At 67.6% G+C, this 12635-nt stretch carries 15 protein-coding genes; 5 read left to right on the forward strand and 10 right to left on the reverse strand.

The window, feature by feature from the left end; all coding sequences use genetic code 11:
* Positions 1-19: 19 nt before the first annotated feature.
* Genes WD430_RS21800 through WD430_RS21840 form a run of 9 tightly spaced genes read right to left on the reverse strand, consistent with a single transcriptional unit; the run spans position 20 to position 8580 of the window.
* Entirely contained in the window at positions 20-1879 is a 1860-nt protein-coding gene (locus WD430_RS21800) for a Na(+)/H(+) antiporter subunit D (protein ID WP_407067163.1), read from the reverse strand.
* Positions 1876-3843, reverse strand: a complete 1968-nt coding sequence (locus WD430_RS21805; RefSeq protein WP_339106443.1) for a proton-conducting transporter membrane subunit — start codon at positions 3841-3843, stop codon at positions 1876-1878. The genes WD430_RS21800 and WD430_RS21805 overlap by 4 nt, the downstream gene beginning before the upstream one ends.
* Positions 3843-5468: a proton-conducting transporter membrane subunit gene (locus tag WD430_RS21810; protein WP_339106444.1), complete on the reverse strand. Its 1626-nt coding sequence runs from the start codon at positions 5466-5468 to the stop codon at positions 3843-3845. The genes WD430_RS21805 and WD430_RS21810 overlap by 1 nt, the downstream gene beginning before the upstream one ends.
* Positions 5461-5838: a cation:proton antiporter subunit C gene (locus WD430_RS21815; protein WP_339106445.1), complete on the reverse strand. Its 378-nt coding sequence runs from the start codon at positions 5836-5838 to the stop codon at positions 5461-5463. Before WD430_RS21815 ends, WD430_RS21810 begins: the two co-directional genes overlap by 8 nt.
* On the reverse strand, positions 5831-6349 hold the full coding sequence (locus WD430_RS21820; RefSeq protein WP_339106446.1) for an MnhB domain-containing protein: 519 nt from the start codon (positions 6347-6349) through the stop codon (positions 5831-5833). The genes WD430_RS21815 and WD430_RS21820 overlap by 8 nt, the downstream gene beginning before the upstream one ends.
* Entirely contained in the window at positions 6349-6888 is a 540-nt protein-coding gene (locus WD430_RS21825; protein WP_339106447.1) for a DUF4040 domain-containing protein, read from the reverse strand. Before WD430_RS21825 ends, WD430_RS21820 begins: the two co-directional genes overlap by 1 nt.
* On the reverse strand, positions 6885-7271 hold the full coding sequence (gene mnhG, locus WD430_RS21830; RefSeq protein WP_339106448.1) for a monovalent cation/H(+) antiporter subunit G: 387 nt from the start codon (positions 7269-7271) through the stop codon (positions 6885-6887). The genes WD430_RS21825 and mnhG overlap by 4 nt, the downstream gene beginning before the upstream one ends.
* Complete coding sequence (locus WD430_RS21835) at positions 7268-7549, reverse strand: cation:proton antiporter (RefSeq protein WP_339106449.1); 282 nt, start codon at positions 7547-7549, stop codon at positions 7268-7270. The genes mnhG and WD430_RS21835 overlap by 4 nt, the downstream gene beginning before the upstream one ends.
* Positions 7546-8580 carry a monovalent cation/H+ antiporter subunit E gene (locus WD430_RS21840; protein WP_339106450.1) on the reverse strand — a complete coding sequence of 345 codons (1035 nt, stop codon included), beginning with the start codon at positions 8578-8580 and terminating at the stop codon, positions 7546-7548. The genes WD430_RS21835 and WD430_RS21840 overlap by 4 nt, the downstream gene beginning before the upstream one ends.
* 245 nt (positions 8581-8825) lie before the next feature.
* Here WD430_RS21840 and WD430_RS21845 point away from each other — a divergent pair, with 245 nt between their 5' ends.
* From WD430_RS21845 to WD430_RS21860, 4 genes are all read left to right on the forward strand, one after another.
* Positions 8826-9014, forward strand: a complete 189-nt coding sequence (locus WD430_RS21845) for a CbtB domain-containing protein (protein WP_339106451.1) — start codon at positions 8826-8828, stop codon at positions 9012-9014.
* A 3-nt stretch (positions 9015-9017) separates the two neighbouring features.
* Positions 9018-9791 (forward strand): CbtA family protein, encoded by a 774-nt coding sequence (locus WD430_RS21850; RefSeq protein ID WP_339106452.1) that lies wholly within the window; start codon positions 9018-9020, stop codon positions 9789-9791.
* 1 nt (position 9792) lies between these two features.
* Complete coding sequence (locus WD430_RS21855) at positions 9793-10161, forward strand: (2Fe-2S) ferredoxin domain-containing protein (protein ID WP_339106453.1); 369 nt, start codon at positions 9793-9795, stop codon at positions 10159-10161.
* A 116-nt stretch (positions 10162-10277) separates the two neighbouring features.
* The gene (locus tag WD430_RS21860; RefSeq protein ID WP_339106454.1) at positions 10278-10868 is read left to right on the forward strand and encodes a MaoC family dehydratase; all 591 of its coding nucleotides are present in this window, start codon (positions 10278-10280) and stop codon (positions 10866-10868) included.
* A 94-nt stretch (positions 10869-10962) separates the two neighbouring features.
* Here WD430_RS21860 and WD430_RS21865 read toward each other — a convergent pair whose 3' ends face one another.
* Positions 10963-11127, reverse strand: coding sequence for a hypothetical protein (locus WD430_RS21865; RefSeq protein WP_339106455.1), 165 nt, complete (start codon positions 11125-11127; stop codon positions 10963-10965).
* 260 nt (positions 11128-11387) lie between these two features.
* Here WD430_RS21865 and WD430_RS21870 point away from each other — a divergent pair, with 260 nt between their 5' ends.
* Entirely contained in the window at positions 11388-12575 is a 1188-nt protein-coding gene (locus WD430_RS21870) for a thiolase family protein (protein ID WP_339106456.1), read from the forward strand.
* Positions 12576-12635: the final 60 nt, after the last annotated feature.

Below are 12635 nucleotides of genomic sequence, written 5' to 3' on the forward strand. Positions count from 1 at the left end.
GAACCCCGCCCCGCGCCCGTCAGCTGACCAGGAGCCACAGGATCACCGTCAGCACGATGGTCAACAGGAGAACGGTGGTTCCGATACCCATTCGGAGGTGAATCGTCGACGGCCGACCGCCGTCGGTCGGCTGTCGCTCCTCGACGTCGACCATGGGAAGCCGACGGGCGGCCGCGTCGACGGCCAGAACGGGGTTGTTGCCGACCCAGTAGCAGCGTTTGACGAGGCCGACGGCCGCGGCGTCGACGACCCGGTAGAGCTCGGTCGTCGCGAGCATCGACCACCGGCCGACGTAGTAGCCCGCGGGGAAGACGACTCGCGCCGGATCGCCCAGATCGAGCTTCGAGAGGGGCTTGCGGACGACGACGAAGGTGACGAGCGCGACCGCCGTCAGGATCCCCGCCGTCTCGAGGTGGCTCGAGCTGTAGGGATGGAGGTGGCCCTCGCCGCCGTTCGGATAGGCGAACGTGAACTCGCCGCCGCCGTGGGCGTGCAGCGTCGGCGCGAGGTCGGCCAGCCCCTGCCACCAGACGCCGAAGAGCAGACAGGCCCCGCCCATCCCGAGCATCGCGACCGTCTGGCCGGGCTTGGCGTCGGACACCGAGATGTCGCTCTCGCCGTGGAGGAAGACGTAGTAGCCGAGTTTGATGAACGACAGCAGGGTGCCGATCGCCCCGAGCCAGAGCAGCCAGTACAGCGCTTCGAACTCGTGGACCCCGTAGTAGTGGGGGTCGGCCGCGTCGAAGAGCATCCCCTTGCTGATGTAGCCATTGAAGCCGGGGATCGCGGTGATCGAGAGCGCCCCGAGCGCGAACCCGATCGCCGTCAGGGGCATCTCGCGCCAGAGTCCGCCCAGCTCGTAGAGGTCCTCCTCGCCGGTGCGGAAGATGACGACGCCGACGGCCATGAACAGCAGGCTCTTGAACAGGATGTTGTTGAACAGGTGGCTCATCGCCCCGGCGGTCGCGATTTCGGTCTCCACCATCCAGGCGCCCATCCCGATCCCGGCGACGATGTAGCCGAGCTGGGCCTGGATGTGGTAGGACAGCAGCGCCCGCATGTCGTGTTGTAACAGGGCGAACGTCGCCCCGTAGACGGACATCAGGCCGCCCATGTACGCGATGTAAATGCCCAGATCGCTCTCGGCCCCGACGGGGAACGCTCGGTAGAGGACGAACGCGCTCGTCTTCGTGGTGTAGACCGAGAGGAAGACCGACGCCGCGAAGTGCGGTCGCGGGTAGGTGTCGGGCAGCCACGTGTGGAGCCCGACGAAGCCGACGTTGACGCCCATCCCGAGCACCGCGAGCATCGCCGGCAGTCCGGCGGCGATCCCGCTCCCGTCGTAGACGAACGTGCCGGCCTCGACGTAGTGGGCGGCGACGGCCAGCAACACGATCACGCCGCCGGTGCCGTGGAAGAGCGCGTAGCGGAAGCCGGCCCGGACGGCGTCGCCGCCGTAGTGCCAGACGACCAGCGTGCTCGTCACCGCCATCAGCTCCCACATGAAGACGAGGACGAGCCAGTCGCCCGCGAAGGCCGCCCCCAGCGAGGAGGCGACGTAGGTCAGCGCGATCGCGACCAGCTCCCGGCTCGCCCCGCTCGAGTAGGCGTAGATAACGGTACAGATCCCGAGGAAGCCCAGCCCGACGCCGATCATCTGCGAGAAGCCGTCGACGTAGAAGGCGACGACGTCGAAGCCGAGGAAGGTACCGGTGAGGTACTCTCCACCGGGAGCGTACACCGAGACCGCCAGCACCCCCGCGAGGCTGAGCGCCCCGGCGGCGAAGCCGACGATCCGCGGGAGCACGAGCACGAGCAGCGCCGCTGCGAAGACGAGCAGCGGCGGGTAGGCCATCGTCAGCAGGTCGCTCTCGATCATTCGGACATCACCTCCAGGGCCTCCTCGAGGGACAGGCCCTGCAGTTGGTCGAAGGAGTCGACGCCGAAGACGCCCTCGACGATGCGCGTCGCCAGCTCGAGGAAGACGGCGTAGTCGGGGCCGATCCCGAGGACGACCGCGCCGGTCGCGATGATCGCGATCGGCGCCAGCATGAGCCACGTGCTCTCGCCGAACGGCGAGTGTCGCTGCCAGCCGCCGGCCGGGGGTCCGCCGGTGAGGTGGTCGTCGTGGTCGCCGTGGTGATCGACGGAGCTGACGTGTTCGCCCTGCGTGTTCTCGGAGACGGTGTGATCGCTCGGATACCGGTCGACGGCGTACTCGTAGTCCTCGTCGGTGTCGTCGACGGCGTCACCGGTGGACGCGTCGTCCGTCGTCGACGCGTCTACCCCGTCGTCCGCGTCCGCCGGGGCTTCCCGCTCGGACCGATCGGGACCCCCGTCGGTGGCGACGTGTTCCTTCTGGCCCTGTGCGGTATCGCCGTAGGACTCGAAGATCCCGCCGCGCGGGAACTCGAGGACCGGTTTCGCGTCGTGGCGGTCCTCGCTCTCGAAGAAGGCGGTGTAGACGACCGGCCAGAAGTAGGCGATGTTGAGCACGCCCGAGAGGAGCAGCGTGCCGGCGAAGATCCAGTACTCGCCGCCCATGTAGCCGGAGCCGATCAGCATGTAGAACTTGCTGACGAAGCCGGCGATCGGCGGGAGGCCGGCCATCCCGGCCGCGCCGATCGTGAACGCGCTCATCGTCAGGGGCATCCGTTTCCCGATGCCGGCCATGTCGCTGATGTAGTCGGTGTGAGTCTCGACGTGGATCGCCCCCGCACAGAAGAACAGCGTGAGCTTCGCGAACGCGTGAGCGGGGATGTGGAACAGGGCGCCGACCATCGCGTAGGGATGCAGCATCGAGAGTCCGAGTACGATGTAGGACAGCTGTGCGGTCGTCGAGTAGGCCAGCCGGCGCTTGAGGTGGTCCTTGCGCATCGCGATGATGCTCGCCGCGGTCAGCGTGAACGCGGCGACGATCGCGACGGGGATGTTGAGACCGACCTCGCCGATCCCCGGGACGTCGAGGGGCAGATCGCGGATCAGGCCGGGGCCGTAGACGTCGAGGATGACCCGCGCGACGCCGAAGGCGCCGGACTTGACGACCGCGACCGCGTGGAGCAGCCCGGAGACCGGCGTCGGCGCGACCATCGCGTCCGCGAGCCACGAGTGTAAGGGCATCAGCGCCGCCTTGACGCCGAAGCCGGCGATCAGCAGGAAGAAGGCGGCCTGCGCGAAGCCGGGTTCGGCCTGTGCAGCCGTCGCGAGCGCCTCCATCCCGCCGGATTCGAAGGCCAGCGTCGGATCGCCGTTGACGGACGCGGTCAGCCAGTAGACCATGACGGTCCCCGCCAGCAGGAAGACCCCGCCGCCGAAGAACGTGTAGGTGAGGTACTTCCGGCCGGCGATCCGGGCCTCGCTGTCCTCGTTGTGTGCGACCAGCGGATAGGTCACCAGCGAGAGCAGCTCGTAGAAGACGAAGATCGTCACGAGGTTCGCGGCGAAGGCGATCCCGACGGCGGCCGAGAGGCTCGCCGCGAACGAGGCGAAGAATCGCGTCTGGGCGTGCTCGTCGAGCCCGCGCATGTAGCCCGCCGCGTAGAAGGACGTGAAGATCCAGAGGAAACTCGCCAGCAAGGCGAAGAAGATCCCCAGCGGATCCGCCCGCAGCGCGAAGTCGACGCCCGGGAGGAACCGGATCCCCGTGCTCTCGTAGAGGCTCCATCTGTAGACGGTGCCGGACATGACAGCGGGGAGCATGCTGGCGACGATTCCGAACTTCCCGAGGGCGGCCAGCACGGACCAGCCTTCGCGGAGATTCGGACGGCGATGCGACGCGATAATCAGGACGATCGCGACCGCCGACACCAACACGGCGGCGAGCGGTCGTAGGTCTGCAACCATTAGTTAAACACCTCCGTGAGGAACGGCTCGAGGAAGTCGGCGAACGCGCCACCGGCGAAGCCGAGCGCGACCGCGACGACCGCCGCGACGACGACCACCGCGACCATGCCGGTCGAGACGGGATCGGCCGATCGGCCGGGGCCGTCGCGACCGGGACCGCCGGACGGATCGTACGAGACGCCCGCGGCGAGCGGAGTCTCGATCGCGCCGTCGTCCGTTCCGGCCGGGTCAGTGGAATCGTCGCCGCCGTCGGTCGCGACCCCCGACGGACTGGGCGAGTCGACGACCGAAGTCGGCGTGAAGTACATCTTCTCGAGCAGGCGGGCGACGTATGCCAGGGTGAGCATGGTGCTGAGGAAGATGACGGCGGCGACGGGCCACAGCTCGGCCTCGACGGCGCCCAGCGCGATGTACCACTTGCCGACGAAGCCGACGGCCGGCGGGACGCCGACCAGCGAGAGCAGGAGGACGGCCATCGCGCCGGCGACGACCGGCCGTCGCTTGGCGAGGCCGGCGTACTCGTCGACGGTGCGAGCGCCGTGGCTCGTCGCGACGATCGCGACCGCGAGGAAGAGGCCGGCCTTCAGGATTCCGTGGCCGACGAGGTGGATCGCCGCGCCGATAAACGCCGTCTCGGAGCCGCCGGCGACGACGACCCCGTAGGCGGCCATCACCAGTCCGAACTGCGAGACCGACGAGTACGCGAGCATCCGCTTGACCTCGGTCTGAATCACGGCCAGGACGGTCCCCGCGAGGACGCTCACGCAGCCGACGGTGAGGACGATCGCGGCCGCGTTCGACATCCCGGCGAGGTAGTCGACCTCGAAGACGGTGACGATCAGCCGGCCGAACGCGTACGCGGAGGCCGTCGAGACGAGCGACGCGATCAGCGGCGTCGCGCCGTCGGGGGCCTGCTGGTAGGCGCTCGGTTGCCAGCTGTGCAGCGGCCACTGGGCCACCTTGGTGGCGAACCCGACCACGATGAACGCGAACCCGGCGCGGATCAGGAGTGGACGGTCCGCGTTCGGGATCGCCTCGGCCAGCTCGACCATGTTGAGCGTCCCCGTCTCCATGAAGACGAAGGCGACGCCGATCAGGTACATCGACGCGGCGACGGTCCCCAGGATCAGGTACTTCAGGGCGGCGACCGCCGACTCCGGACCGTCGCCGGCGGCGACGAGCGCGTAGGTCGCGAGGCTCGTGATCTCGAGGAAGACGAACAGGTTGAAGACGTCGCCGGTCAGCGAGATGCCGAGCAGGCCGCCGACCAGCAGCAGGTAGGCGGTGTAAAAGGTGTTCCCGCGCGGGCCCCCGCGTCGCGTGTACGCGAGGACACCGGTGGCGACCCCCGTCACGAGCAGGGCGATCAGCATCGAGAACTGGTCGGCGACGAGTTCGATCCCGTACTCGCGGGGATACCCGCCGAGGGCGTGGGTCACCTGGCCGTCGGCGTGGACGACGCTCGCGAGGGAGGCGGCGGCGGCGAACAGCCCGGTCGTCGTGACCGCGGCGACGGCCCACCCGGTCCGGTCGAACCACAGGCCGAGCGCGATCGGGAGCGTCGCCGCGAGGATCGGGACGACGATCAGCAGCGGCGGGAGCAGTTCGACGAGACTGCTATTCATCGGCACGCACCTCCCGAAGGGTGTCCTCGCGGAGCGTCCCGTACTCCGAGTAGATGCGGATGATCAGCGCCAGCCCGACCGCCGTCAGCGCGATGCCGACGACGATGGCGGTCAGCACGATGACCTGGGGCAGCGGACTCGCGACCATGACCTCCCCGGGCTCGCCGTGGTGGGGGACGATCGGCGCCGACGCGCCGTCGGCGTCGATGTACGCCATCGAGACGAAAAACAGGAAGATCGCCGTCTGGAAGAGGTTCACCCCGATCAGCTTCTTCACGAGGTTCTCGCTGGCGATCACCATGTAGATCCCGATACCCAGCAGGACGAACAGCAGCACGTAGGTGTAGCGGCTCGCGAGGAGTTCAATCATCGTCGCTCACCTCCCTGTCGGCCGATCCGCGGCGCTCCTCGAGACCCCCGGTCCCGCTCGGGCGTTCGGGTTCGAATCCCGCCGCCATCGCGAAGAAGAGGGTGATGATGGTCCCCGAGACGATCAGCGAGATGCCGGCGATCTCGACGGCCTCGAGCCCCCACTTCGGCTTGATGTGGAAGACCTCCTTGAGCTGATAGAACTCGAGGAAGTCCCCGCCCAGCGCGATCATCGCGAGGCCGATCGCACCGAAGATGACGACGCCGCCGGTGACGAGGCCGACGAGCAGGGAGTTTCGAAGCCACTGTCGGGTGGGTTCGATCCCGAAGGCGAACGCGAGCATGAGGATCGTGACGCCGACGATGGTTCCACCCTGGAAGCCGCCGCCGGGGGCGTCGCCCCCGTGGAAGGTCATGAACAGCCCGTAGGTGAGCGTAAACGGTGCGATGATCTTGACGGCGGTCATGATCACCTGACTCTCGGTGTAGGTATCGTCGAAGGATTCGGGCATTAGGCGAACACCTCGCGTTTCAGCACGACGAGCGTCGAGACGCCGGCGGCGAAGACGACGACCGCCTCCCCGAAGGTGTCGAACCCACGGTAGGCGGCCAGCACGGACGTGACCGCGTTCTCGACGCCGGTCTGTTCGTAGGTCTCCGTGATGTAGTGTTGGGTCACCTCGGGGTTCGACCAGACCGGCGTCTCCGTTCCGCCGACCGCGTACATCTCGGGCAGGACCGCGGTACACAGCACGAGCACGAGCGCGCCGACGGCGACGACCGCCGGCACGTGGATCCGCTCCGCGAGCCGATCGGTCGTGGGTCGGGTCGTGCGCGCGATCGTCAACAATAGCAGGAGCGTGGTCACGCCGGCGCCGATCGCGGCCTCGGTCATCGCCACGTCGGGTGCCAGCAGGAACGTGTAGAGGATCGCCATGCCGAGGCTGTAGGCGCCGAAGACGATGATCACCGACAGCACGTCGCGGAACAGCGCCGTCGCGACGGCCGTCGCGAGGATGAAGACCGCGAGGGAGTAGGCGAACAGGCTCATCGCGTCTCACCCTCGGGTTCGGCGTGGGCCTCGGTCTCGTCGGCGCCCTCCTCCTCGAGAACGGGGTCGACGCCCGTCTCCGCTGCAGAGCGGGCGATGGCGTGGGCCGCCGTCGGATTCGTGATGAACACGAAGAACAGCAGGAGGACGGTGTAGACCGCCGCGTGCTGCCAGCCGAAGGCGATCGCGACGCCGGCCAGTGCGAAGCCCGCGCCGAGCGTGTCCGTCTGGGACGCCGTGTGGGCCCGCGCGTAGATGTCCGGGAGGCGGATAACGCCGACCGTCGAGACGAGCGTGAAGAACACGCCCAGCCCCAGGCAAACGACGATCGCCCAGAACCGGAGCGTCTCGGCGGTCGCCTGCAGCGGGATCGGCTCCGTCACAGCACACCACCCCGCTCGACGGTGAACTTCGAGATGGCGATCGACATCAGGAAGTTCAGCAGCGCGTAGATCAGCGCCACGTCGAGGAACCACGACTGATCGAGCCCCGCGGCCAGCAGGGCGAGGATGACGACCGTGTTCGTCCCGAGGACGTTGACCGCCAGCAGCCGGTCCTGCGTGGTCGGGCCGACGACCGCGCGGTAGAAGAGCACGATCGCGAGAACGACGAACAGCGCCGCCGCCACGAGGAAAATGTCCTCGAGCGGAACGGGCGTCACAGTTCGTCACCTCCGACGATCTCGGCGTCGTCGCGTTCTTTCGGCGACGGGATCGCCGCCGACTCGCGCCCGTAGAAGACGAAGCGGATCGCCTTCTCGAGGCCGCCGTCGAAGAGGTCCTCGCGAGCCGACGGGATCAGCGTGTGAACGAGCAGCTGCTGATCGTTAGCCCGGACCGTCAGCGTGCCCGGCGTCAGCGTGATGCTGTTGGCCAGCGCGAGCAGCGGGAGACCGCTGCGGACCCGTGCGTTGACGCGAGTCAGCGTCGGCTCGATGGGCATCGACGGCCGGAGGATCACGGCCGAGACGGCGATGTTCGCCTTGACGATCTCCCAGAGCAGATACGGGATGTAGAAGACGAACCGGACGGCCCGCAGCGGCGACTGCACCCTGTCCAGGGGCACCGAGAAGGTGACGTGGGCCAGCGAGACCGAGACGATGCCGGCGACCGCCGCGCCGGTGAGGAGATCGAACCAGTAGAACGGATCACCCAGGACGAGATAGAAACCGAAGGAGATCCAGAACGTCGCGAACAGGCGATCGAACCCCTCGTGAGACCCGACGAGGCGGCCGTGGCGGGCCGGCCGCTCGACCGGCGCCTCGTCGTAGGTCAGGCCGACGCGGTCGAGTTCCCGCTCGAGCGGTTGGAGCATCGAGGCGGTGACGCCCGGGCTGTACTCCGGATCGAGCACGAGACGATCGATTCCGTGGTCGTCGGCGTACGTCCGGAAGATTTCGGCGTAATCTCGGGGTCCGAAGAGATACTCGTCGGTCCCGAGAACGGCCGTCTCGATCGTCACGTCGGTCCCGCCGGCGTCCTCCTCGACCCAGTTTTCCGCCCGCTCGAGCAGGTCCTCGGCCTCCTCGTTCGACCGCTTCCCTTCGGGCAGGTCGACGTCGTAGGGCAGGGCGATGACCAGATGGCACTCGAGGGAGTCGGCCGACTCGAGGCCCGACTGGACCGCGTAGCCGACCGTCTGTCGGACGGTCACCGTGTCCGACAGCGGTACGAGTACGCGTTCAGCCGCCACGGCACATCCCTCCTGGTGACCGTCGATGGATATTCATGAGACTCGTCGTTAGTCGAGTCAAGCGCCACCTGTAGGAAAACGATTTCGTTATCTGCCAGACTGCCGGTCGATTTGCTGGATTTTCACGGCTTGGTCACGACGAACGGCCGCGTTTTCCGTCGCGGCGATAACACGGGTCAACTCGTGGATCAGCCGGCCGACCGGTACTTTTACAACCACACTTGTTCTATCGCAAATCGAATTTCATGACGGCAACGAACGAGACCGTTCACGGTCGAATCGAGACCGCACGCACCGAACTGACGCCGATGCAGGTCGCGGCAGGTCTGCTGTTCGCGGCGGCGATCGCGTTCACGTTGCTCTTCCTGCAGGAGCCACTCGCCCACGACGCGATGCACAACTTCCGGCACGGCGCCGGCATCGTCTGTCACTGAGCGATGCTCGCCGACTACCTGCAGCGCGGCGTCCTCGCGGGGGTCGTCGCCGGCCTCGCGTACGGGCTGTACGTCGCGTTCGTCGCGAACCCGCTCACCGAGTACGTCCACGACGCCGGCCACGACCACGCCGGCCACAGCCACGATCACGCCGCTGGCGGTCACGGCCACGGCCACGCACAGGAGGGCGCCGAACACGTCGTCTCCGAGACGACGACGGCGCTGGTCAGCGTCGGCAGCGGCGTCCTCTGGGCGATCCTCCTCGGCGGGCTCTTCGCCGTCGCGCTGTACCTCTTCGAGCCGGCGCTTCCCGGCCGCGACGGACTCGAGTCGTACGTTCTCGCCGGCGCCGGATTCCTGACCGTCTCGGCGACGCCGTGGCTGGTGGTTCCGCCCGCAGCGCCGGGCGCCGACCACCTCTACGGCGTCGACGCCAGGATCGGCATCTACGTCGGTCTCGTCGTCCTCGGTGCGATCGTCTCGGCGGCGGCGATCCTCGCGTACGGGCGAACGGCGCCCCGGCACCCGGCGCTCGGCGTGCTCGCCGCCGCAGTGCCGATCGCCGCGGTCGCGATCGTCCTGCCGCTGGTCACGCCGACGGTAGTCACACAGCCCGACGTCGCCGGCGAACTCGTCACGACGTATCAGGCGCTGGCCGCGCTGAGCCAGGCCGCGATCTGGGTGCTGATCGCGGGCACGTTCAATCGGCTCCGGCGGCGGGCCGAACCCGCGGGGGACACAGCCGAATCGGGCGATCGGCTCACGGCGAGTCCCTGAGATGCAACGGCAAACCGACCGACAGCGCGACCGACTCGACGCACAGGTGTTCGTCTGTACGAACGACCGCGACTCCGACCACGCCTGCTGTGCCGACGTCGGCGGGCAGGCGACCCTCGAGGCGGTCACCGACTGGCTGCGCGAGCGCGGCGCGTTCTGGAATCCGATTTCGGTGGTCGAAACCGGCTGTCTGGGACTGTGCAGCGAGGACGGCACGGCGATCGCGATCCAACCCCGCGACGAGTGGTACTCGAACGTCCGGCCCGCGGACGTGCCCGAACTGCTCGAGGACGAGTTCGGCCCCGACGCCGAACGGGTCGGCGAGGCGTATCGCCGGCGGCAGGACGCGAGCGGTTCCGACGCTGAGTGACCCGCCTTCTCGAATCTCGTTCTCTCCCGAGCTCGCCTCGAGCGTGCCGCGGTCCCGCGAGACGACGGGTTTGCTGGCGGTTGGGACTACGTACGTACGACTGGTAGACGGGAGAGATGACCGACTCACCGGACGATACCGCCACCGCACGGAGCGCCGACGAATCAGCCGAGAAGCGACTCGTTTCGGGCTGGCACGGCCGCTACTACGAGGATTTCGCGGTCGGCGATATCTACAAGCATCCGTTCGGCCGAACCGTCACCGAGACGGACAACGTCTGGATGACCAACGTCACGATGAACCTCAACCCGATGCACTTCAACGAGGCCTACGCGTCCGAGACGGAGTTCGGCGAGCGCCTCGTCGACGGCACGTTCGTCATCGCGCTGGCGGTCGGGATGAGCGTCATCGACGTCTCCGTAAACGCGACGGCCAATCTCGGCTACGATGACGTCCGACACCACGAGCCCGTCTTCCACGGCGATACCATCTTCGCCGAAAGCGAGGTGTTGAGCAAGCGGGAACTCGAGTCCCGCGACCACGTCGGCATCGTCGAGACCGAACTCCGGGCGTACAACCAGCACGGCGATCTGGTGTTGAGCCTGGAGCGGACGCCGATGGTGCTGAAACGCGAATACGCCGAGCCGTCCGCGGCGGCACCGCCGGGCTGGCCCGAAGGAATCGGGACCCAGCCCGAGGATCTGTAGCGGCGGAGCGAACCGTCGAGAGCGGGACCTTTGGGCGGCCGACTCCGTGGTGTCAGGCCTCGCGATGCGGGCCCCCGCGACGCCTGGGATCCGGTCAGAGAGGGATGGCCGCGATCTCGTCGGAGCCACAGGACGGACACCCGATGGCGTCCTTCGAGAGCGTGAGCCCGCAGCGGCGGCATTCGTAGTGGACGGTCGTTCGCTCGCCGACCTCGCGAAGGCCGCCGATGCGGTCGAATAGTTCGTCTAGTACAGTCATTCGTTACTGTCGTCGCATCCTGACGGTCGGTTCGGCATATACTTTGTGTGAAATGTATTTGTGATAGATCTATAACTAGACATATGACCAGTTTTCTAGCCGTAATAATACCGTTTGATTCAGGTAGTGAATCGGAACGAATTCGGGAGACGGTGACCGAGTGACTGCGCCAACGTGGCACCAGCTCCGAGCGAGGGGTCGGGTCTCGCGGCGCGCGTTCACGGCCAACCTCAATTCGCGTTCGCGTCGACCGGGCGTCCATGACCGGCGCTGACAGCGAACCCGACGTCGTCCTCGTCGACGGCGCGCGGACGCCCCACGGAACGCTGCTCGGATCGCTCGCGGACGTCGAGGCGGTCGAACTCGGCCGGACGGCGATCGACGGTCTCCTCGAGCGTGTCGACGTCGACACGGGCGATATCGACTGGGTGGGTCTCGGGAACGCCATTCAGGCCGGCATCGGTCAGGTGCCGGGACGGCAGGTCGTCGTCGAATCCGACCTCCCGAACGAGACGCGCGCGACGACGATCAACGAGGCCTCCGGATCCGGGATGAGCGCGATCGGGCTCGCAGCGGATCGGATCGCCGCCGGCCGCGCCGAACTGGCGATCGCGGGCGGGTTCGAGTCGATGACCAACGCGCCGTGGATCCTCCCCGACTACCGGAAGGGACGTCGCCACGGTGACGTCGAGATCAAGGACTCGATGCTGCTGGACTCGCTGTGGGACGTCAACCTCGACGTTCACATGGGCGAGATCACTGAGGGGATGGTCGACCGCGAGGGGGTCTCCCGCGAGGAACAGGACGAGTACGCCCTCGAGAGCCACCGGTGGGCCGCCGAAGCGATCGAAGAGGGGCGGTTCGACGCCGAGATCGTCCCCGTCGAGACCGGCGGCGGAACGGTCGCCGAAGATCAGGGACCGCGCCCCGACTCGACGCTGTCCGATCTGGCCGAGCTTCCCACGTCGTTTCGCGAGGACGGAACCATCACGCCGGGCAACGCCTCGAAACTCAGCGACGGCGCGGGGGCGGTGCTGCTGGCCGACGAGGAAACGGCCAGCGATCGGGACCTCGAGCCGATGGCGAGGCTCGTCGACTACGCGACCGCCTACCGCGATCCCGACCGGTTCAACGAGGCCGTCGGCGACGTCGTCGAGAAGCTCCTCGAGCGCAACGAGCTCGCGGTCGAGGACGTCGACGCCTACTGGATCAACGAGGCCTTCGCCGCGCAGGCGGTCTACGTCATGGATCGCGTCGGCATCCCGCGCGAGAAGATGAACCCGCAGGGCGGCGCGATCGCGTTCGGCCACCCCATCGGTGCCTCCGGCGGGATGCTCGCGGCCAGCCTCGCCTACCAGATCCGCGACGATCCCGACGTCGAACGCGGCTTCGTCGGAATGAGTATCGGCGGCGGCGGCGCGATCATGGGACTGCTCGAGAGCTACTGACCGGACCGATCGTCACTCAGGTCTCGAGCAACGTCGATGGTGCTGAAACGCGAGTGCGCC

It is taken from the genome of Haloterrigena sp. KLK7, from assembly GCF_037914945.1.
Classification (GTDB): Archaea; Halobacteriota; Halobacteria; order Halobacteriales; family Natrialbaceae; genus Haloterrigena; species Haloterrigena salinisoli.